The sequence below is a fragment of the Roseimaritima multifibrata genome (assembly GCF_007741495.1).
Classification (GTDB): Bacteria; Planctomycetota; Planctomycetia; order Pirellulales; family Pirellulaceae; genus Roseimaritima; species Roseimaritima multifibrata.
The window spans coordinates 5,822,857-5,846,160 of record NZ_CP036262.1 but is presented as its reverse complement, the minus strand read 5'-3'; the positions used below and the strand labels follow the sequence as shown (position 1 = coordinate 5,846,160).

The window sequence follows — 23,304 nt, the reverse complement described above, 5'->3', positions numbered from 1 at the left end:
ACGGACCTTTCCTGTCCTCGGGAACGCGGGCGACATCGATCAAGTGCTGCAATCTCTTTTTATTGTTGTTGAAACATCTTTTTTGGGCGACCCATGACGCAGGGCCAAACGAACTTGTCTTCTCAAACTGCGGGAAGGCTTATCACTGTTGGTGTGGGCGCTTCGGCTGGTGGATTTGAAGCCTTTACGGAATTGCTTGCTCAGCTTGGCAAACCAGACAATTTGGCCATCGTTTTCGTGCAGCATCTAGATCCTGCTGTTCAGGCATCGCTGATGGAACGGTTGGCTGAAGCGACCGAGATGACCGTTGTCGAAATCACAGGACGGGAAAAACTGAAGCCGGGGTATGTCTACGTTGCACCGGCTAGACAGTTCTTGGAATTCAAAAACCGAGCCGCTCGCCCGGTGGTCCCGGATGTCGATGAATCTCCATTGACCGCGGTCGATCACCTCCTGCTGTCCCTTGCCGAAGATCAAGGGGAGCGTTCCGTCGGAATTGTCCTGTCGGGATCGGGCAGTGATGGTGCGGTCGGGTTGAAGGCGATCAGTGACGCGGGTGGTTTGACGTTCGCGCAGGATGCTGATTCGGCGAAGTTCGATAGCATGCCACGCAGCGCGGCGACGACCGGAGTTGCCGATCATGTCTGCCGACCGCGCGATATCGCCCTGGAACTGCTTCGCTATGCCTCCCACGTCGATGAACATGGCGACGAATCCGACGTCCAGCGTGTGCAAAAACAAATCGGTGAAGCGATCCCGCGCATTGCCGAGCATTTGCTTTCGGTTACCGGCCACAATTTCCAGCACTATAAGATCACGACCCTCTCGCGGCGCATCCAGCGGCGAATGCAGATTTCTCGCATCGCAACCGCTGCGGAGTATTTGACTCGACTGCAAGGCAACAAAGAAGAAGCCAACGCTCTGTTCCGGGAACTACTGATCGGCGTCACCGCATTCTTTCGGGATCCAGAGGCGTTCCATGCGCTTGCGGTATCTGTATTGCCGAAGATCTTTGAAGGGAAATCGCCAGGCGAAATGGTGCGGATCTGGGTGGCTGGATGTAGTACGGGTGAAGAAGCGTACTCGCTGGCGATGCTCTGCCACGAATACGCCGAAAGTCTAAGCGAGGTTCCCGAAATACAGATCTTTGCCACCGATATCGATGAGCGTGCTTTGCAGATTGCACGATCGGGTTTTTATCCGACGGGCATTGAGGATCACGTTAGTCCCGAACGCCTGAAAAAGTTCTTTGTCAAACGAGGCAAGCGATACCAGGTTGCGAAGTCGATTCGGGATGCCGTGTTGTTTTCAAAGCATAATCTGATCAGTGACCCTCCCTTCTCGCGGCAGGATCTGATTTCGTGTCGCAACCTGTTGATCTATTTGGGGAATCATCTACAGGAAAAACTGATCCCGCTGTTTCATTACGCCCTACGCCCTTCTGGTTTCCTGTTCTTGGGACCGAGTGAAACGATTTCGTCGCATGGTGAACTTTTCCGGCCCCTTGATGCTAAGTTTCGCCTCTCTCAGCGAAAGGAGACCGCGGTCAGTTCGACCAGTCTTTTGGCGATGCGACAAGGGGCGGTCAAAGTCATTCAAGGAGGCGGTACCCAGCCCGACACGACAACCGATCTGAATGGCATCCGGCAACGCATTCTCTTGGACGAATTCGCCCCGAAAGCGGTGATCATCGATCAGGCTGGTCAGATCTTGAACGCTTCGGAAGGTGTGGAGAAATACCTTTCGATCTCGGGAGGTGATTTCCAAAACAATATCGTCAAAATGGCACTATCCGGTCTGCGGATTGGGTTGCGAGCGGCGATCAACGAAGCGGTCAAAAAACGTGAAAAAGTCACACACGATAATCTCTCGATCCGTGATGGTGATTTGGTTCAACGGGTGATGTTAACGGTTCAGCCGATGCCGCAATTGGGCGAGCACGACGAATTGTTGATGGTCGTTTTTCACGATTCAGGCGAACCGGTACGCCGCGATGACGATGGGATTCCTGAATCCAGTATCACAGGCAATCAGGATGCGGATTCGATCATCTCTCATATGGAACGTGAACTTGAAACGACTCGCAGCGATCTGGAGCGAACGCTGCAAGACATGGAGGCCGCCAACGAAGAATTGAAGTCGTCCAACGAAGAACTGTTGTCGATGAATGAAGAACTTCAATCGGCTAACGAAGAATTAGAAACTTCGAAGGAAGAGATCCAAGTTGTGCTGGGGCGAATCGCTCAATCCGAATCCGACCAAAAGAACCTGCTGGACAGCACAAAGATCGCTACGTTGTTTCTTGACAATGAAATGAACATCCGAAGTTTTACTTCGGGGGTCACCGCGATCTACAATTTGATCCCGACCGACATCAGCCGCCCCCTGCATCATATTACGCACACCGCAGTGGAGATGCCGCCGTTTCCGGACGTATCGTCGCTCCTCGGAGACGCTGTTGCTGTGGTCGAGGATGAAGTCGAAACCCAAGACGGTCGTTGGTACATGCGGCGTATTCGCCCCTACCTAAATGACAAGAAACTTGACGATGGTTTAGTGGTCACATTTTACGAAGTGACTGAACAGAAAAATTTGCGGATGCGATTGGCGACTGCGCACGCTGTAACACGCTTGCTGGCGGATGCTGATTCCTTTGAAACCGTGATCCCGCTTGTGCTGCAAGCTCTACGCGTATCGCTGTCGGCGGAAGTCTGCGTGCTGTGGCGGGCCGACGATGATGCACAGTTCCTGAACTGTGTCGAAGCGGATGCTATTGATAGTTTGCGGCAGCCCTTTATCGATCAAAGTCGCGAAATACGACTGGCAATGGGGGAAGGACTACCTGGCCGCGTCTGGAAAAACCGCGAACCTGTCTGGTTTGGGGATGTCCAAGACAATGGTGTATTCCTTCGCGCAGAATCGGCTGCGGAAAGCGATTTATGCAGCGGTGTGGGGACGCCGATCGTCGTCGGTAACAAGTTTAAAGGGGTGATTGAAATTTTCACCTCGCGACGTCTTACGCACGAGCCTGAGTTGATTCAATTGCTGGGATCGGTCGGCAATGAGATCGGCCAGTTCATTCGCCAACGTCGCTTGGACGCAAGATTTCGCGATGAGGAAGCTCGCAAAAGCGCGATCCTGGAATCCGCAATCGACTGTATTGTGACGATGGATCAGGCAGGCCGAATTGTTGATTTTAACCCGTCCGCCGAGCGGACGTTCGGTTTTTCCGCTACCGACGTCGTCGGTAAATTGCTCGCCGATACGATCATCCCGAAAGAATATCGCGATCTCCATCGAAAGGGATTGACGCGATTTCTCAGAACCGGCGAATCTGAAATGATCGGCCAGCGGACCGAATTGACCGCTCAACGCGCCGACGGGAGTCAGTTTTCCGCCGAGTTAGCGATTAGCGTCTCACGCGGTCGGGACGATACGCCCTTCTTTACGGGCTATATCCGCGATATCACCGAGCGAAAGCAAGCGGAAGCGACGTTGTTGCAACGCGCCGAGTTGGCAGCGTTGCACGCTTCGTTGGCGGTATCGCTGGCGGGCGAGGCGCCGCTAAACGAAATACTTCAAACCTGCTGCCAACGCATTGTTGATGGATTGAACGCCGCGTTTGCTCGCGTTTGGTTGCTGAACGAAACGGAGGAGATGCTGTATTTGGAAGCTGGCGGGGGAATCGATTCGCATCTGGATGGTTCCCTGCGACAAGTTCCTCTGGGGAAATTGAAGATCGGACAAATTGCTTTGACGCGGCAACCGTTCCTATCCAACGATGTGTCAAATGATCCGAGTTTCGGGGATGTGCTGTGGATCGAAAATGAAGGGCTGGTGGCGTTCGCCGGTTACCCTCTGGTGGTCGAGCATCGCATCGTTGGGGTGGTTGCCCTGTTCGCTCGAAACCGGCTTGCCCCCGTCGTGTTCGAACAACTGATGCCGATGGCCGACGCGATCGCCCAGTGCATTGCCCGGAAAGAATCCGAGCAACGATTGGTCGATCGTGAGCAGCGATTGAATCTGGCTCTGGATGCTGGGCACCTGGGAACGTGGCACTGGGATGTCAGTGCGGACCACGTCACTTGGTCCGATCAGTTGTACGAGATCTTTGGGTACGAGAAGAATCAGTTTCACAATACGAAAGCTGGGTTTTTGGCGGTGATCCATCCCGACGATCGTCAATACGTCGTCGACCTACTAGAGTCCGTCTTCAGTGGGAACTGTCTGTCGTATGAAATGGTTTTTAGAATCATTCGAGGCGACGATCACCGTACGGTGTGGACTTCGGGACGTGGGGTCATCCACCGCGATGAATCCAATCAACCGGTCAGTATCACGGCCGTCGCAAGCGATATCACCGAACGGATGCAGTGGGAGCAGGAACTTTCCGGCAGAGAATCCCACTTGCGCAGTGTGATCGACAATACCCTCTTTATGATCGGGGTCCTGGACGTCGACGGAACGCTGCTGGAAGCCAACGCAGCGGCGATCAAAGGGGCAGCCATCGAGCGAGACGAAGTCATCGGCAAAAAATTCTGGGACTGTCATTGGTGGAATTTTGACGAAGAATCGATCTCCGGTCTGAAAGAGTTTGTGCGGCGTGCGGCGAGTGGAGAATCGGTTCGCTACGACGTGCTTGCACGCATGGCCGGTGACTCTCGGGTCATGATTGATTTTATGCTCAATCCTGTTCGTAATAGCGATGGGAAGATCACCCATTTGATTCCCTCGGCTGTCGATATCAGTGAACGCAAAGCGGCAGAAGCGGCGGTGATCGAACGGGAGCAGTTCCTCATGTTGGCGTTAGACGCCGGCAAAATGGGAACGTTCAAATGGGATGTCAAGACAGGACGTGCCGACTGGTCCGAGATGGTCTATTCCATGTTCGGATGTCGCCAAGATCAATTCGATGGCACCGTTTCTAGTTTTCGGGAATTGGTTCATCCGGAAGATCGTGAGTACGTTTGGACGCAGATTGAAGAAGGATTGGGCGGGGGTGTCGATGAACATTTTGTTGAATTCCGGCTTATCCGACCCAGTGATGGGCGTACGATCTGGGTGGAGGAGCGTGGAGTCATCCACCGGGATGCAGGTGGTAATCCGCTACAGGTGACCGGGCTGGTGCAGGATATCTCCGAGCGAAAAAGGGAAGAACTGAACCTGGCGTTTCTTTCCGATTTGCAGACCCAATTGGTGCCGCTCACATCGGTCGACGCGTTGATGGAAGTCTCCACACGTTTGACAGCAAACTACTTAGGATTGGCAAGCTGTTTGTTGGTCGAATTTGATGAGCATGGCGAATCCGCAGATATTATGTGCGACTACCACATGGACGATCGCCCAAGTATGGTGGGCAAACACTCGGTGCATGATTTCCATGTGGAATCGGAACGGGCATCATTGGTCAATGGACAGCAGGTCTGCTTGCGAGACACGCAAGGTAGAGAAGGTGATGTCCGCCTGGCGGAGAATTTTCGCAAGTTCAATATCGGCGCATTTTGTAATTCCGCTTACGTCACCGACCGCGGTACCAAATTTGTCGTTTCCGCGTTGTATTCTCAACCGCACGTATGGGAAAGCGAAGAACGGAGGTTGCTGCAGGAAGTTGCCGACCGGGTTGGTATCCGGATTGAACGTGCAAGGTCTGAGGAAGAACTGGCGAATCGCGAAGCGCATCTGCGCCGTGTGATCAACAACCAATTGGGCCTGGTCGGCGTCATCGACCGTGATGGGATTCTGTTGGAAGTTGACGACCGGTCATTGAAGATTGCACATACACGGCGTGAGGAGGTTATTGGAAAACACTTCGCTGAAGCACCGTGGTGGAGTTACGATTCGGCGGTTGCGGCGAAAATTCGAGATTCGATGCAGACTGTGATGGCCGGCGAGGTGGTCCGTTTCGATGTCTCATTGTTCTCGCATGGCAGCGAAGGCGTGATGATTGATTTCATGATCGCACCGGTTTTTGATCACGAAGGCAAAGTGGAGTATCTGATTCCGTCAGGTGTCGATATTACCGAACGCTACGCGGCCGCAGCCGAACTGGCTCAGGCGAAACGATTGCTTGAATTAAGCATGACGGTCAGCCGCGTTGGGTCTTGGAGTTTTGATTTGGAATCGGGGATGTTTTCCGCCGATGAGAGCCTCGCGCAGATGTTTGGCTTGAGCGGGGCGCAGCCCAGCACGTATGACGATTTTATGTCCCGCATCGCTGACGAAGATCGAGATCGGGTCGAAAATTCGGTCACGAAATTGTTGGAAGAGGGAGAAGCGTTTAACGAAGACTATATGGTCGAATTGCCCGACGGTTCGACACGGTACTTTCAGGGCCGAGGATCCGTTGTGGTCCTCAATGACGGGACGAAGACGTGCTCGGGAATTATCATGGACATCACGAAAACGCGAGAAATGCAGTTCGCGCTAGCTCAAAGTGAAGAGCGTTTTCGCAGCATGGCCAACACCGCTCCGGCGATGATCTGGGTTACGGATGAGAACCATCGGTGCAATTTCCTTTCCCAGCGATGGTATGACTTTACGGGCCAGGTGGAAGAAGAAGGGCTTGGTTTTGGATGGACCGATGTTATTCATCCCGAAGACCGCGAGGAAGCCCGAAAGCTGTTTCTGAAGGCGGCCGAAGCGAGAGAGACCTTCGAAATCGATTTCCGAATGCAGACCGTCGACGGCAACTATCGATGGGTTATCGATGCTGGCCGACCTCGGATGGATGCGTCTGGAAAGTTCCTCGGTTACGTCGGGTCCGTGATCGATGCTCATGACCGTCATGAATCGGAAGCCGAACTGAAAGAAGCACGCGCGTTCGCCGATGCCGCTAATGAGTCGAAGAGTGCGTTCTTAGCGAATATGTCTCACGAAATTCGGACTCCGATGACGGCCATCTTGGGCTACGCCGAATTGTTGAGGGAATTGGTGGAACATGATGAAGGCAAGCAACATCTGAAAACGATTCGCAGGAACGGCGACTATTTGCTTGAAATCATTAACGATATTTTAGACCTCTCCAAAATTGAAGCTGGCAAGCTTGAGGTCGATTGTGAACGTTTCGAACCGCATCGTCTGGTCGAAGACGTACGCAGCATTATGGAGGTCCGCGCGAAGGAAGATGGGTTGACGTTGGCGGTCGAATATGCGGGCAAGCTACCCAAAGTGATTCGGTCGGATCCAAAGCGGCTTAAGCAAATTCTGATCAACCTTATTGGTAATGCGATCAAATTTACGAGGAAAGGTCGAGTTAAGATTCGCGTTCGATTTGATGGCACCGATCAACAATTGCAGTTTGACGTGATCGATACGGGCATCGGTATTTCCGATGAACAGATGGCTCGTCTGTTCAAACCCTTTTCACAGGGGGATGCAAGTGTCACGCGGAACTTTGGAGGGACCGGACTGGGACTTGCGATCAGCCAAAGACTGGCCGAAACGCTGGGCGGAAGCATCACCGCTAGTAGCACTGCCGGTGTCGGTAGCACCTTCACCGTCCATATCGCGATCGGTGAATCGATGGATGCGAATTTGATCGAATACGCCGTCCCGGGAGCAAAGTCGGAATCACTTAATTCTCCCCATGGCGAATCCCTCGTCCAGCTTTCCTGTCATGTGCTGATCGTGGACGATCGACGGGATATCCGCTTCCTAAGCAAGCGGATTTTGACCGACGCCGGAGCGACCGCGGTGGAATGCGAAGATGGATTGCTTGCCGTCGAACATATTGCCGCCTGTTTTGAAAATGGGAATTGTCCCGATTTGATTCTGTTAGATATTCAGATGCCAATACTGGATGGTTTTTCGACCGCCCAAAGGCTCCGCTCGCTCGGTTACACAGGTCCGATCGTCGCCCTCACGGCCGACGCCATGCAAGGCGACATGAACCGTTGCCTGGAAGCGGGCTGCAATGATTATCTAAGCAAGCCAATCGATAAAGCCAAGCTGTTAGCAAAGGTCGCCGAACTGACAGGACCTGTGTCATAGCGGATGGTGGCAGTCGTCGCACGCAGTCGAGTCTCTCCGAGACTCGTGCACATAGTTCGCCGCCTCGGATAGGCGTGCGATAAATAAGTTGCGAGTGTGGCGGGGAGAAAAGGCCCCATGCCAGCTTGCCTGGCAGGAAGCCAAAATTTGGAATTCTGGTTGATAGAGTTCCGTTTCCGGGCTTGCCCCGGCGGGCTCACAACTGGCAGCTACTCTCTTGAACGATCAAAATGCGGTTCTCCGCCAGCCCCGAATCGCCTAGGCGATTCGGGGCTGGCGGAGAAGGATCGAGTGGGGGCAGGCATTCAGGTAGCTGCCAGTTGTTGTACCGACCGGGACGAGCCCGGCGGAAACAAACAAGAGCAGCGCGAGCGGAAATCGTCAACTTATTTATCGCACGCCTCGGGGGTTGTGCGATAAATAAGTAGTGAGTGTGGCAGGGAGAAAAGGCCCCATGCCAGCTTGCCTGGCATGAAGCCAAGATTTGAAATTAGTTCGCATGGCTCTAGAAAAACGCTTCCCGTTCGGATTGCCGCTTTCAGCGGCAATCCGAACGGGAAGCGAAAACCGTGGGGACAACCACCTCTAATTTCAAATCTTGCGTTCCTGTCGGGTAAACCGACGAGGGGACGTGGCGCTTGGATGTCTGGGCAGGTGCCAGCTGCTGTCAAACCGTCAACTTATATATCGCACATCCCGAGAGGCGTAGCTACGTCGTTGTCGTAGCTGCTGTCGCCAGAAGGTGGTTGCTGCTCTTTGCGATGGCATGTCCCGCAAGTCATTAGGTTTTATCCATTTGCTCAATCGCTAATAGAATCAGGACGAGAAGGATCGAGGCAACCACCACGATCACAGTGCGGCTCGCAGGTAGAAATTGATCTACCGTCAGTTTCCCGCGATCACCTATCGGGTCGATATGCGTGGCGATCCAATTGGATGCTTCCGCAAAAAGATACGACCCCACTATCATGCCCGCGATCATTGCCAAGGCGTCATAGTTGCCCTGCCCTAATGCAGCGGCGCCCGTGCCAGGACAATACGCTGACAGGGCAAAACCGACTCCAAAAAGGAGCCCCCCAAGAATGTTGGATGCAAATCGTGTTGGTTTAATGTGCAGTTCCACCAGCCCCATCCGATGCAATACTTGAATTCCTAACATGCCAACAATCACAGCCGAGAGCATGACTTTGACGACGGTAAAGTCCTCCAGTAATAGCTGGCCGATCAGAACATGAAATTTCGCGACCCCACCTTTCTGCAGCAAGAATCCGAAGAGGACGCCAAAGAGCAGTCCAAGAATCAACTGCTTTACAGGGGCGGTCGGTGCGTCTGATTCGGATGTGGTCGATTTTTCGTTCTTCTGAATCGGTTCTTCGATTGTCGTTGACATTTCCTTAAATCCCAAACATGAGCCAGGCGGCGACGATACCACCGATAAAGAAACAGATTGCCGAAAGCCACGACCCAACGGCTAGCTGCAGCGTCCCGCTGATCCCATGGCCGCTAGTGCAGCCCCCTGCCATCCGCGCGCCGAATGCCATGGCTATTCCACCGAGGAAGGTGACCCCTAGTCGCAGGGCGTAGCTGTCCTGACCGAATCGGGCTTGCCACATTTCAGGGAGGAATTGTCCCGTCCACTCTCCCCCGGTCCAAGCGGCAAGGAACGCCCCGATCACCACGCCGGCGACCAACATTAACTCCCATCCAACCTTTGGCGGGTTGTCCTGGAAATATTTCAATTTTGCCGTATGGGTGGGGGCAGCCTGTTTGCCGACCAATCCGGCGATCCGTGCGTACGCAGTCGAAGCCCCAAGAGGTTTGTTTGAAAAGTAAAACGTCAGCATCGAGAGCACCCCGATCAGTGCACCGACAAGATACGGTGACCAAGCTGCCCCGTCGTACTGCAGTGGATTGACTTCGGCGAATAAGATCGCCGTTGAAGGTATGGGACTCATGCGTCTAACTCCTCTGGTTTTTCAACTTCACAATCTTGGGCCATCCAAGCACTCCAGCTGCCTGGAACGTTGGCAACATTCTTAAATCCACGTGAACGCATCAAACTGGAAGCGATGCTGGCTCGATAGCCACTTGCACAGTACGCTGCGTAACGCGCGTCTTTATCTAGTCCGGTGATGCGATCTCGCATCTCGGCGATGAAATAATGCTCGGCTCCAGGTATATGGCCACCATTCCATTCGTCGGGAGAACGAACGTCGAGGATGTTTAATGTAGGATCGGCAAGTCGCCTCACTTGCATTTCTTCCACCGATATTTGGGGCAGTGTTTCAAGCGGCAGCCCTGCCATTTCCCAGGCTTTCATGCCACCGCATAAATATCCGGCAAAGTTGCTGTGCCCGGTTCTCACAATCAGCCGCTCGATCGATTCAATGTCGGAAGCCTGGTCAACGATCAACAGCATCCGTTCATCCAGGTCAAGCATCTGTCCCACCCATGCAGACATCTCGGGCCGGTTCCCAATATTGATCGCGCCCGGAATATGTCCGCCTCCAAAAGCGAGCATTGATCGCGTATCGATTACCGTGACACCAGGCTCTCTAGCCGATCGTCGGAACGCATATGGTGGTAGTGCAGGAATCGTTGGCAGACGGTCCATCACCTCCGGTCCGGCCGCATTCAATTTTTTCAACCTTGGATAGTGCCAAGGGGCCGGAGGGGCGTCGTCGACAACGAAGGTTCGAAATGCATCGAAGTTCGGAAATTTCAGAAAGGTATTGTGACGCCGCTCGTATCCGATGGTGCTGATAAGACGGTCACCAATGTTGGCTCCACACGCCGATCCTGCTCCGTGTCCCGGATAGATCGTTACGAAATCTTCCAGCTTTAAAAAGTATTCGTACAGCGTTTCGTACAACTGTTTGGCAAGACCTTCTGTTTCCTCTGCCCCTAACAAATCGGGACGCCCGGCAGATCCTACGAACAGCGAATCACCCGTGAAGACTGCCCATGGCGTGTTAGCGTTATCGGATTCGCACAATTCGAAGGAGAGATGTTCAGGAGTGTGCCCCGGCGTATGGCGTGCGATCAGACGGAATGCTCCAAAATCGAACACCTGGTTGTCGCTAACCGGTTCGGCTTCAAATTGATAGTTGCTTTGCACGTCGCTCAAGTAAATCTTCGCCGTCCCCACGCGTTCAGCCAGCGAGCGGCTACCAGAGACGAAGTCAGCATGGATATGCGTTTCGAAAACATGGGTGATCGCAACCCCGTGCTTCCGAGCCAACGATTCATAAACTTCCACATCCGTTCTTGGATCGATCACCGCGGCGTTTCCAGAATCGGTATCGCCGACAAGATAGGAGAGCTGAGCGATCCCGTCCGTCAAGATCGATTCGAGAATGAACATGGTCGTCGGTCCTTAGTTTTTTGGTTTTTCAGCGGGTAACAGACAGCACTTCTTTCCGCCATCGGGGGCTCGTGGAGTCGTACGCTCCGTGTTGCCCTGCCCTTCTGCGGAAGAATTTTTACGATGTCTGTTTCAATACGATCCCTTCGCTTGCTGGCTGCGGATCCGGTTGTGATCTGTTTTCCAGTGGGATGCGAATCGCATGCCAAATAGCCAGCAACGTGTCGCGGTGCCATTTCAACCGTGAAACCAGCCGAGAAGCTTGGTCACGAAACCTGTTGATTTTGCAAATTGGATCCGTCTGAAGATTTCGCCAGCCATCTAGCCGGCAGTGTCCATTGCCAGGGTTAAGTCCGAAAGCCATTGCTCATGCATCTGTTTTCGACGTAGGCGATCGGGCATGCGGAGGATCGCAGCGGGATGCCAAGAGGCAATCGTTTGGGTGCACCACTCGGTCGGTAGGATCTTGCCTCGATCTTTGGTGATGCGAAAATCCCGTCCACACAACGCCTGGGCAGCGGTCGCCCCTAAGCAGACAACAACGTTCGGCCGGATCGCGGATAGTTCGGCTTCTAGCCAGGGCCGGCAAGCAAAGATCTCCCGAGAGTCCGGTTTTTGATGCAATCGCCGTTTTCCCCGTGACGTTGTTGTTTCGGTGAATTTGAAATGTTTCACGACGTTGGTGATATAGACTTCGCTGCGCTGAATCCCGACAAGCTGAAATGCTTCATCGAGCAATTCGCCTGCGGGGCCGACAAAAGGATGTCCCTGCAAATCTTCCCGGTCCCCCGGTTGCTCTCCAACAAGAACAATCCGCGCATCCCGAGGCCCTTCGCCAAAGACGGTTTGAGTTGCCGACTGATGAAGCGAGCATGCCCGACAGGACTCCGCGGCGCGGCGAAGCGATACCAAGTCTTTATGCTCCGGCATAAAGTTTGTCGCTGTTTCTGCAAATCCTTCGGTGTCAGCGATCATTTCGGTGACTCGCCCTGGAGCCTTCTGTAACAGGTCGTCAATTAGAGAAGCTTCTGGTAGTGTCGGCCAGTGGCGTACCGGCATCTCCCGTTTCATCATCGCGACCTTGACGCGTGCCGGATTAAAAATGGATGCATAGTATGTTTTCCAAAGCTCTTCCAGTGCGTCTTGGTCGGGCGTTTCCGATACGGGGACTCCGGGACCGTAATTCAACATCTTTTGATCCCAGGTAACCGATTCATCGGGCGTCAATATCGACCAATGCATGCCTTTAAACCGGCGAGCAAAGAAGGGAGCTGCCAGTCGCAGGATCCGGTGATCAGGTCGATGCCAAGCGATAAACCGTTCCGTCACATCCGACGTCGTGTTGGAGATGTCGGATGTGATTTTTCGGAAGCGGACGAACGCCTTCATTTTGTGAACGTCGCGGGTCACCCCTTTTTGCATCTGCGTTAACTTATAAACATCCTGGTCCGTTGTGATTTCCAGTAGGTGGCGTTCGTCGAATACGATTCGCCACAAAGTCCGGTACAGCAATGCCCATCGCTGATCATCGCGATGGCAAGCCACATTCCGTGCAAGCTGCAAAAACTCTTTGGGGACGGAAAAGGTGGCTGAGGCGGAACCGGTTGGATTCGGTTGATCGGATTCGAATAAGGATGGCTGATCATCGCCCGTCGTCCAGCGGATGTCGCTAGGTTTTGTTTTCGATGCGATTAAGTGACGCGACGCCTCGCGCCAATCTTCAAAAGTTTCCACGTTTACGAAATGCATCCACGGTCCTCCTCTTCGAAAAGGCCGGGGGCATCTTGTTTAATTGGCGACCAAAGTTTTTCTGGATGATTGAAAGTGGCAACCACTAGACCTCTCCAGATAACGCCGAACCGGCAGCGTCAAATAACATCAACTGCTCCGTCGCGGGCTTCGCCTTCTTTCGTAAGTCCAATCGGTCCAGGTTTAGGAGTTCCGGATTATGGTCCGCCGTTAGGACAAAGTATTTAGCTCGATTCCAAGCGACTCGCAGCTTTTTGAGGTTCTCAATTCGGAGCGATTGGTAGCGGCGAATGTGCAAAATCCGCTTCACGTTTCGAGTGCCGATGCCAGGGATTCGCATTAACTCTTCGCGGCTGGCAGCGTTGACATCGACAGGAAAGAAGTGTCGGTTCGCGAGCGCCCAGGCAAGTTTAGGGTCGATATCCAGAGAAAGGTTCTGGTCCGATTCGGCAACAATTTCACTGACGTCAAACCCGTAAAACCGAATCAACCAATCCGCTTGGTACAAGCGGTGTTCACGGATAAGCGGCGGGGATTGACCGGGAAGTCGGGCATCTGCATGTGGTATCGGGCTGTAAGCGGAATAGTAAACGCGTCGCAGTTTTTGCCCGGTATACAGTTGGGAAGCCGTCTTCAGCACCTCCACGTCTGGTGTGTCGGTCGCACCAACGATCATCTGGGTGCTTTGGCCGGCAGGGGTGAAGCGAGGCGGTTTGAAGCCCGCTTTTTGCTCCTGTTTTGTTTCGTCGATTTTATCGTGAATCCCTTGCATCGCTTCGACGATCTGAGGCTTCTTTTTCTCTGGGGCCAACGTGTAAAGATCTTTTTCCGTCGGTAGTTCGATGTTCACGCTTAAACGATCCGCCCACAACCCGGCTTCTTCGATCAACGCTTGGGAGGCGTTTGGAATCGTTTTCAGATGGATGTACCCTCCGTAGTGCTGTTCGGTCCGTAGTTTTTTGGCAACCGATGTCAGTTGCTCCATCGTGTAGTCGGAGGTTTGGATGATCCCGGAACTGAGGAACAACCCTTCGACGTAGTTGCGTTTATAAAATTCCATCGTCAACGAGACGACTTCATTGACGGTGAAGCGGGCCCTGGGCGTATCGCTGGAAATACGATTGACGCAGTACTGGCAGTCGTAGATGCAGTAATTGGTTAACAAAATTTTTAAAAGAGAAACGCAGCGACCATCGGGTGTGTAGCTGTGGCAGATGCCCATTCCCTCGGTGCTGCCGATCTCGCTTCCTGCACGCGTTGTTTTTGACCCGCTACTTGCGCAGGAAGCGTCATATTTTGCCGCATCGGCTAACACGGCTAGTTTGTCTCGAATTTCCATTCGTTTCGCTGCGATATGTAGGGAAATGTCCGTTCTGGGAGGCGAACCGGCGTCTCTCTGACGAGGAGTCGGCGGCCCCTCTATTGTCGGGACAAGTCAATATCCAGCGAGAAGCGGGCGACCGCACCAGTCACGGGATATGCCACTGCAATCCGCCGACTTATAAATAGCAAGTCGTAGCCGACGATGGGGCCTCTCCTTACTTAGCCTTAACCCTCCTTGGAGGGCGTGAAATTTGTAGATGCTGGTTCCCGAGTAGATTTGTGTTCTGCGTTTTGGCCTCGGGGTTGAGGACCCACTGCATCAACGAGGTTTGTTGGTCCGCGTATGCACTCGTGTGAACGCGTCCATCGCAGCGGGGCGTGCTTCTGCCCATGTCATGTGTTCCGCCCCCCCTTCGTTTTCCCAGCGTTGTCTGGCGAGGGCCTCGCGGGCTGCCCAGTCTTCATTTGCATCGGCGTCGTACGCTTCCCAGCCCGCTTGGTAGGCGGGGTGGTAGTGATTGTATTCATACGCATCGTCATAGTAGGGGCGGCTTTGATGCTGCTCTTCCCAGTACGCGGCTTCGACGGTGGGGTCGATGTTTTCCGCGACCGCTTTCCCGGCAAGCCCGCCAGCAACGCCACCAATGACCGCCCCAGCGACGGTTCCGATCGGGCCGCCGACAGCGCCTGCCGCTGCGCCGGCGGCAACCCCGCCGAGTGCTGTGCCAACTCCGGTCCCAACGGGGTGCGAGCCCGGTTCGCCGGTGATTGCGTCTTCGTTACGCAGTTCTTCACGGGTCTCTTCTCGTTCTGTTTTTTTAGTCGACATGTTCTTGGTCCTAATCTTGGGTTTTGAGGAAACGAACGATCGAAGCATGCCGATCGTTCGGACAACCAGTCGTTGCTGGCGAAGGAACCCAAGTAGCATTTGCCGTGCCACAGTGAAGTGATTTCGGACACGTCATCAACGCTTCGGTGACATTCTTTCGGCCCTCAACGTGCGACTGGTCGCGATCATTTGAAGAAGCACTTTCAGCTCCGTTGTACGGATTGGTTTCGGAAGGAAGTATGCAAACTTGACGAATCGCACTTGCTGTTCGATTCGCTGATCTCGAACGCTGCTAGTGACAATCACAGGCGTTTTGCTAATTCGTTGGTTGGTCGACTGTCGCATTGAAGAGAGGAGTTCGAGTCCAGAGGTTTCTGGCATTTCGATATCGGTCACGACGATGTCGAAGGGGTGTCGATGAAGTAATCGATAAGCTTGATCGCCGTTGCCCGCATGCCATGTTTCTATTCCCATACCGCGCATTGTCTTGTTGATATGAATCCGAATGGATGGGACATCGTCCACTATCAAGCCTCTTTCAAGGCCTTTTATGGAGTGGAGACTTTGTAGCGACCGGTTATTGGTTAACTGAACCATCGGTTTGAGACTCCCTGGGATGATTGAGTAACAGCGCCGAGCAATCGAATTGGAGGATTGGTCCGTGGATATCGAACGTATCTTCGACGATTCGGCTCAGCGAGCGGACGGAGATATCAAGGGTCTCGTATCCGGACTGCTTAATCACTTCGGTGGGACCGCCGTAGACGATGTGCCGAATTCCAGCCAGTGCAGCGGCGGAAAAGCACATCGGACAGGGCTCTCCAGTTGCGACCAACCAATGGTCCGGCAAGCGGCTTTCGCCCTTTTTAACGCACGCGGATTCAATGGCTAATATCTCGGCGTGTGCGGTCGGGCGATTCGTTGATGCGACCTGATTGTGTTCTCTTGATAGCGGGACACCATCCGGACCGTAGATACAGGCTCCAAATGGAGATTCTCCTTTCGCAATCCCTTCGACGGCGATCGCCAATGCCGATTTCATCCAGCCGGCTAGCGTTTCTTTTGTGATGGATTCCATGGAGCTGATGCTCATTGGGGTGAAAGGTGAATGATGTTGACGCTTATGCAGTAAATCCTACGAAGTGGAAAGTTGGTCGATTCGAAGTCAGGTAGACTTTATAAGTCGTTCGCGTCACCTGTTCGTCGAATCGTCTCAACCGTTCGTACCGCTTTGTCTTCGGGGGTAATGCCATCGCCGTATCGAACGGCGTAGACCTGTGTCGCTTCGGCGCCCAGCAAAACGATCATTGCTGTGTAGTAGACCCACACAAGCAATACGGCAAGTGAAGCCGCAGCGGCGCCCAGTTGGGCGCCAGGTTCACTGAACGAGAAGTAGATCTGCATCGCAAGTCGGCCGACAAGAAACAGGGCGGTTGTCAGCACCGCCCCGACGCCGACATCTTTCCAGCGGACCTGAGCATCGGGCATGAACTTGAAAATTGCAGCAAAGATGACAAACACAACAACCGCTTGGATCACAAAATTGACGCCGTTCGCGCCCGCTTCGGACATCCCAATCAGCCCGCCAATCTTATCGCCGACGCCGGATAGAACGGACGATACCACCAGCGAAACCAATAGCAAGAATCCAAGTCCAAGGATCATTCCGAATGACAGGACACGTTTCCCGATCATGTCTAAGAAACCCGTTCTTTCGGGGTCGGGTTTAACTTCCCAGACCTGATTCAGGGCTCCCTGAAGTGCCGCAACGACCCCTGTCGCCCCCACTACGATACCGGCAAAACTTAAAAGCGTTTTCCACCATTTGCCTTCCGCTTGTCGGTTGTTTTCCAAGATGGCAGCAATCTGATCACTTGCTGCGGGATTGCCGATCATTTGAGCGGTTTGGCTTTGCAGGATCGCTTGTGCATTCTCTTCTGCCTGCTCACCCTCGTACGCGACGGAAAGCCCGAACGTCAGGATCGTCAGTAACAGGTACATCAATGGTGGAAGCGCAAACGCAGTGTAATAAGCTAAGGCTGCGGCAAGAGTGCTGCAGCGATTCTTAGAAAACTCCGAAAAGGTTTGTTTTAGAAAATCCATGGCGGTCCAGCAAACGTAGAGGGAATCCGGGTGAATCCCGCCCTCTGACTAAGGAGGTGATTTTGGGACGGCTTAGTAAACCAGAGCAAGCCCTTGGACTGGATTAGTAGCAATCTGCGTACCAACAGCGATTCAGCCGCAATCACGACCGGCTTGAACCCGCAAGCCGCCGGTAGGAGTTGCAGGTAGCCGAGATTCCAACCCGCTGCGTAGGCGAGGGGTTAAAGACCGTGTTCCCGGTCCCTCGCTTACGCAGCGTGTTGGGATTGGTTGCGCCGGCGCTTCTAGCCCGCAGGCTTCCGAAAGCGTTCCGTTTTCGGGCTTGCCCCGGCTGGCGGAGGAGGAGAGAGTGGCGGAGGCATTGAGATAACTGCCAGTTGCTGTACCGACCGGGACAAGCCCGGCGGAAACAAACAGGAGCAACCTGCCCGGCAATGCGTCACCAACCGATTGCCCGTCCCAGGCGAACGAGTGATCAACCGTTTGAAAACTCTGTCCGCTAAATTGCGAGAAAGCTTTTACTTCAGTGCAATCGCCTGCTGCAGTGGGCGGAGGACATTGGCGACCATGTATCCGTCGACAAGCTCGCGGCAGAGGGTGGCTAGGCGGTCAAATTCGGTCACGTAATCTTCGTCGCTGGAAAGACTGTCGTAGCGGCGAACGGTTAGGTAGGCACTCAGTTGGTCTTCGGGGAAATCACGCGTCCGTACATGGTAGGCGGTTGTCCGGGTTTCAAAACTGACGCGGCACTGCGTTCGGCAATCATCGTCGAGTGCTAACTGGATTGTCGGTTCGTGACAGAGTAGCCGACTGTTCGGCATCTCAAGCAGCTTGTCAAATCCGGGAAGGATGCCGAGTGCTTCGTGCATGACCTCGTTTTGGTCACCTCGGAACGTAAAGTCAAATCCCATCGTCACACTGAGAGATTCACAATCGAGAGGGCTGACCGAAAGTGTGTACGGAACCATCTCCAGCAGGGTCCGATGCAGTTCGGTGGCCGCCTCAAAGGATGGCGGGTTGACCGCGCCGCTATTCACTCGGCGGGATTCGATCGACGTCCACCGATAGGTCCCATGTTCCTTTTCTTCTTCCAGGACGTATTCGTTCGATTCCCGTGAATAAAAATTTTGCAGCGTCGGAAACCGACGTTTGAATTGCTCGAAATGATGTAGCACCGTTTCACGATTTTCGGGCAAATCCATTTCGGTGCCCAAGGTCATGTTTAGATAGAAATCATCGCTGTAGGCGCCGTACCCTTCCATTCAGTAACTCCGGGTGATCAGGGAATCGATTTTCCTTCGCGGACGAATCTGCCGTATTATAGGCGAGTGAGCCAGTTCAGGGGATAGGCGATTCTACGGGGAACCGAGATAACTTTCGCTCCGCATATGGGGGGCGATTGCGTCGGCAATTCGTAATCCTGAGGGTGAAGGTTGAACGGAATCGAGGTGTTTGCCGCAGGTTTTGTGGACAAATCGATCGGCAATCAGCCACTCTTCGTGACTGAAATTGGCCGTGGCAAGATTCCAATATCGATGATCACTGGATAACCAGCTTGCCAGTCGCGCTGGTGTGTCGGAGCTTCTGGGTTGCAAGTGTTGGCGGACTCGCTGCAACCTAGCCCGTTGTTCGGTTTCCAGTAGCTCCGCAGGAAATCGGTCTATGTGCCGAAGGACCGGCAGCCCAAAGGCACATAATTCCGCTTCGGCAGCCGCTCGAACAGCACGTCGGGAATCGCTTAGTCGTTCGACGCAGGCTTGTACGCTGCCGTAGGTTGGGATCGGCCGGTTTGGGGTTACGGTCAGTAACTGTCTCTCGGCCTCGAAGCGAAGCTGACGGATCGAGGGGCCCGGAAGCAAGTAGGGCAGAAGTCTCTCTATGTGCTGAGAGAAAATTTCAGGATGGGAGGCCTGTAAGTGGTACAGGCTGGGAACCTCGATCGATTCTAGAAGCTCGCCCGTGTCCAACTGAAGTTTGACGTCGATCGGGCCGCTGGCGGGTTGCACCAATGCGATTTGAGTGCGGAGGTCAGGACGCTGGGAATGAAGATGAAGGTTAAGGGCGTCAGAGACGTTGACAATCACACGGTGGTGGTTGGTTTCCCAGCTGTAGTGGAGAGAGGGAATTCCCCGTTCACTGCTGACGGTAATCCGTTCTTGCAGTTCAAATGGTTCGGTCTGTCGAAGTGATTTGGTCCCTTTGCGGTGCCTGGGGGGATCCAGTTCCAGCCTCCCTAAAATCATCTGAAAGTGGACGATCCCCGTTTGTTGGATCAGGCCGCTCGATCCGTTTGGTAGGTCGATTGGAGGTCCTAGGCCTCCGCTTTGGTTGGGCTCATCGGCATGAGCGGTTATCGGTTGACTGAAAAAAACTGCAACAATAGCGATGCCAAGCAAGACGCTCAGCCGCGGTCGCCTTATCATTGCACTCCCTCCCATGTTGGGGGAAGCCGCACCGAGGTGCGACGGGACGCAAAAAATAGTGGACGGCCGGGCTGGCCCGGTAGTAGGGGCGGAGCCCGACATTTTCCAATTTTTAAATATCGGTTCCCGCCAACGCTCACAAGAGCATTTTTTCATTGGGCGTTTCAATTGCCCACTTCCCTTCCCTTTCAAATCTTCGGATCGAAATGCTCTCTGCGTTGCTTTTTGTCGCTGTTTGTTTGCTGTTTGCCCTCGCTTTGCGGCGCTGGATCGGGCTGTTTGCGGTTGCCCGTATTCCCGCTTCTCTGTTGGCTGGAGTGATCGGATTGGCGTACTTTCAAATCCTTGACTGGGGAGTCACTGAATCGCCAATCGCCGACGGACAAGGTTATGCGCTGTCTGATTGGTTGTCGGAATCTGCCGCGGACTGGACGCAAACGATGCGTTCCTGGCCCGGCGTTCTGATCGCGTTTGTCTTTGCTGGACTGCTGCTTACCAAATCCGATCGAGGGCAAGCGTTGGCCGCTTCAGGGATGGAGGGAGGCACCGGTGCAACGGAAAGGTTTCGTCGAGTAGGACGCGAAGCGTTGATGGTTTGGATCATCGTGATTGGGCAATCGACCGTTGGGTTGTGGATCACATGGCTTCTTATTCAGCCAACGAATATCGATCCCGGTGGGACATCGCTGCCAAATTCGATGGGGATGCTGATCGAAACAGGGTTCGCCGGAGGGCACGGTACGGCAGCGGCAATGGGAACCGTTTTTGCACATCCAAGTATCGGTTTTCCGGCCGGCCTTGATCTAGGGCTGTTGATGGCGACTGCAGGATTGGCGTGGGGGTTGGTGTCGGGAATGCTTTGGATCAATCTGGCGATCTGGCGAGGCTGGTATCAACCGGCCAAGAGTTTGGAATCCGGCACGCTAGAAACGGCAGAACGATCCGAAGGTGGTGAATCGCTAGGAAAGGCCCGAGTCGAAGGGAACGTTGTCGATCCGCTCCTCTTGCAGGCATTGTGGCTTCTGCTTGCGTTGGGGATTGGGTTGGCCCTGCAACAATTAGTTTCATTGGGCGGTGGGCAGCTGGACACTTGGCGAGGTGCGGTCCAGTTGGCGGAAGAAGCGGGTAGCGGTGAATCGACGCTGCAGCAGAAGTTGACGTTCGCTGGTGTGCTGGGAACGTTTCCGTTGTTTATCTACACGTTGTTTGGCGGAGCCCTTTTGCGTCGCTTCCTCCGCAGTGTCGGTCAGGGGAACCTGATTGATCCGACAACCATCTCGCGGCTGGTAGCTTCTGCGATGGATGTTCTAGTCATCGCGGCTGTTGCAACGTTGAATCTGGAAACCGTTCAAACGCTTTGGCTGCCGTTTCTGTATCTGTTTGCTGGCGGGGCAATCTGGACGACCTTCTGCCTGTTTGTGTTGTCCCCCCGAATCCTGCCAAAGCACTATTGGTTCCCCTTGGGGCTGCTTAACTATGGCATGTCGACCGGTACGACCGCGACCGGTTTTGTGCTGCTTCGCGTCATCGATCCCAATCTGAAAAGTGGGGCGAGCGAAGACTACGCATTGGCGGCCCCTTTTTCGGCGCCGTTTATCGGCGGCGGGATGCTGACCATCGCGCTGCCACTGTTGGTCTTAGAATATGTGCCTCTGGCCGCGTCAACGTTAACCCTCACCGCCGTTCTCGGGGGCTTGGTCTTGTTCGCGATAAGAAGGCCAGTGGCTCGGTAATCGAACCAAGCAGGAATCCCACCCTGCCGTTTGGGATCCCTTGAAATTTCGAAGCGACGGAAGGCACCGGCTAGCACCGGCCGATAAGCCTGGTGCTGGAGAACCGCTGCGGCATTTAGATGTTTAGAGAGGCTTAGTTCAGAGCAACACTTGGGAAAGGGATCGTCATCGGACGTGTTTCCCGGCTGGTTGCGTCAAGCTCACGAGCTTGTTCGATGCAGGTCCGATCGGCGTCGATCGTCGATCGTTGTTCGTGAGGATTGTTCTGCTGGTAGCCACCGGCGATCAAAATGGTATCGCCAGGTTCCGCATGCGTGACCGCCCACTCAATGGCTCGTTTACGATCTGCAATTAAACGCGGAGCAGCAATGTTGTGGACTCCATCCAACATCGCGTGAGTCGCTTGGAGGAATGTTTCTTTCCCGGCGGCTCCTGAAGTGTAGATGACATGGTCCGCGAATCGTTCTGCGGTTCGTCCCAGCAGTGCCAGTTGGTCTTCTGACAGGTGAGCCGATGGTGTCGTGATGCACCAGAGACGTCCGCCTTGGCGTTCGCGGCGTAGGCCACGCATGGTCGCGGCTAGGCGAGCTGAATTGTTTGCCGAATCGAGGACTACCGAGGCGGTGTCGTACCCGGTGACACGTTCCATGCGTCCCGGGATCGGTTTGACCGCTCGCAGTGCTTCTAAGGCGGAAGGGAGGTCCAGTTCGGACAATAGCCCAACGGCGATTGCCGCCAGTTGGTTGCTTGCCATTGCGGGGCCGGTAAGGCCGGTTTCTAAAACCGCGGTGCAGTCTCCTGCAGTAACCAATAGAGTCGTTTCGCCAGGAACCTGTTCGAAAATTTTTCCGGTGACATCGGAATCATTTCGCAGCCCGTAGGTCACTTTTTGGGCGCCCGCTTCGTCGACCATTCGGACGGCTTGAGGTGCGTCGCTGGAAACAATCACAACACCGCTTGGGTTGAGGTGATCGAGAGCTTGCTGTAGGCGGTGCGGTCCAAAGTCGGCGTGACGACCTGGATTCCCTGTAACGATCAACAGGTCCAAATGAAGGGGTTCAAGGCAGTGATTGGACAGCATCGCGTCGGACAGTTCCATCACGGCTGTGGCACTTCCCGCATCGCGTGAATCACTCAGCCATTCCGAGTGAAGCAAAGGCGTGTCGGCGGTTTGGCGTGGCGTGATTTGAACAATCCCATCACAGCTGCCCAGGTCCGTGTTGTATGCGGTGCGAATTCCGGCAGCACGGAGGGTCGCGGCGACCAACAATGCTGTGGTCGTTTTGCCGGCTTCGCCGATGACGCCTACGGTGAAAATGTCGTTCGTCGGTTGCCCCGCCAATGCGTCGGCCACCATGGCTGTCGCTGCAAGGGCATCGGGAACGATGCACTGGGGAAGCGGACAAGGTTGAAGCTGTTCGCATAAAATGCCGGATGCGCCTCGAGCCAATGCTTCGGCGAGGGCCAGGTGTGGGTCATCGACCGAACAGTCGATAACAACCAGGTCGCCGGGCAAGCAGCCACGCGGCGAAGGGGCTAGGCGAGTTACCTGAATGTCTCCGCCACCCACCATCCGTGATTGAGGGAGCAATGTGCGAAGACTTGCTGGACGCAGCGTGCGCGATTCGGTTCCAACCATGTTCGGCCTCCTTGCCGCAGTGATTCCAATTTCAGTTTTCATCGTCGCCGGTTTTTCCTAAACCGACTCGCTTCGATCAGCGTGCTCACGATTGTCGGCCTTCGCTTCGTTTGGTCAAGTCGAATTCCTCTCGGTCCTTTAACCTTTTACAA

14 protein-coding genes are annotated in these 23,304 nt (G+C 54.2%); 2 read left to right on the top strand and 12 right to left on the bottom strand.

Annotation, left to right across the window (positions count from 1 at the left end; all coding sequences use genetic code 11):
* Positions 1-114 precede the first annotated feature (114 nt).
* Complete coding sequence (locus FF011L_RS21265) at positions 115-7,989, top strand: PAS domain S-box protein (RefSeq protein ID WP_246109553.1); 7,875 nt, start codon at positions 115-117, stop codon at positions 7,987-7,989.
* A 781-nt stretch (positions 7,990-8,770) separates the two neighbouring features.
* Here FF011L_RS21265 and FF011L_RS21260 read toward each other — a convergent pair.
* The 11 genes from FF011L_RS21260 to FF011L_RS21210 form a co-directional block, all read right to left on the bottom strand.
* Complete coding sequence (locus FF011L_RS21260) at positions 8,771-9,379, bottom strand: DUF6691 family protein (RefSeq protein ID WP_145353997.1); 609 nt, start codon at positions 9,377-9,379, stop codon at positions 8,771-8,773.
* 4 nt (positions 9,380-9,383) lie between these two features.
* A complete protein-coding gene (locus FF011L_RS21255; protein WP_145353996.1) occupies positions 9,384-9,944 on the bottom strand; it encodes a YeeE/YedE thiosulfate transporter family protein in 561 nt (186 codons plus the stop codon).
* Entirely contained in the window at positions 9,941-11,353 is a 1,413-nt protein-coding gene (locus tag FF011L_RS21250) for a rhodanese-like domain-containing protein (RefSeq protein WP_145353995.1), read from the bottom strand. Before FF011L_RS21250 ends, FF011L_RS21255 begins: the two co-directional genes overlap by 4 nt.
* 321 nt (positions 11,354-11,674) lie before the next feature.
* A complete protein-coding gene (locus FF011L_RS21245) occupies positions 11,675-13,102 on the bottom strand; it encodes a UdgX family uracil-DNA binding protein (protein WP_145353994.1) in 1,428 nt (475 codons plus the stop codon).
* Between the two features lie 85 nt (positions 13,103-13,187).
* Entirely contained in the window at positions 13,188-14,441 is a 1,254-nt protein-coding gene (locus tag FF011L_RS21240) for a putative DNA modification/repair radical SAM protein (RefSeq protein ID WP_145353993.1), read from the bottom strand.
* Between the two features lie 303 nt (positions 14,442-14,744).
* Positions 14,745-15,254, bottom strand: coding sequence for a hypothetical protein (locus FF011L_RS21235; RefSeq protein WP_145353992.1), 510 nt, complete (start codon positions 15,252-15,254; stop codon positions 14,745-14,747).
* A 135-nt stretch (positions 15,255-15,389) separates the two neighbouring features.
* Complete coding sequence (locus tag FF011L_RS21230; RefSeq protein WP_218932785.1) at positions 15,390-15,779, bottom strand: response regulator; 390 nt, start codon at positions 15,777-15,779, stop codon at positions 15,390-15,392.
* Positions 15,780-15,831: 52 nt separating this feature from the next.
* The gene (locus tag FF011L_RS21225; RefSeq protein WP_246109552.1) at positions 15,832-16,347 is read right to left on the bottom strand and encodes a nucleoside deaminase; all 516 of its coding nucleotides are present in this window, start codon (positions 16,345-16,347) and stop codon (positions 15,832-15,834) included.
* An 83-nt stretch (positions 16,348-16,430) separates the two neighbouring features.
* The gene (locus FF011L_RS21220; RefSeq protein ID WP_145353989.1) at positions 16,431-17,357 is read right to left on the bottom strand and encodes a YihY/virulence factor BrkB family protein; all 927 of its coding nucleotides are present in this window, start codon (positions 17,355-17,357) and stop codon (positions 16,431-16,433) included.
* 518 nt (positions 17,358-17,875) lie between these two features.
* Positions 17,876-18,619, bottom strand: coding sequence for a hypothetical protein (locus tag FF011L_RS21215; RefSeq protein ID WP_145353988.1), 744 nt, complete (start codon positions 18,617-18,619; stop codon positions 17,876-17,878).
* A gap of 93 nt (positions 18,620-18,712) precedes the next feature.
* The gene (locus FF011L_RS21210; protein ID WP_145353987.1) at positions 18,713-19,780 is read right to left on the bottom strand and encodes a hypothetical protein; all 1,068 of its coding nucleotides are present in this window, start codon (positions 19,778-19,780) and stop codon (positions 18,713-18,715) included.
* A 206-nt stretch (positions 19,781-19,986) separates the two neighbouring features.
* Between FF011L_RS21210 and FF011L_RS21205 the strand changes: the two genes are divergently transcribed.
* A complete protein-coding gene (locus FF011L_RS21205) occupies positions 19,987-21,513 on the top strand; it encodes a sodium/glutamate symporter family protein (protein ID WP_145353986.1) in 1,527 nt (508 codons plus the stop codon).
* A gap of 133 nt (positions 21,514-21,646) precedes the next feature.
* Here the strand turns inward: FF011L_RS21205 and FF011L_RS21200 are convergent, their stop codons facing one another.
* Positions 21,647-23,194 carry a glutamate ligase domain-containing protein gene (locus FF011L_RS21200; protein WP_145353985.1) on the bottom strand — a complete coding sequence of 516 codons (1,548 nt, stop codon included), beginning with the start codon at positions 23,192-23,194 and terminating at the stop codon, positions 21,647-21,649.
* Between the last annotated feature and the right edge of the window lie 110 nt (positions 23,195-23,304).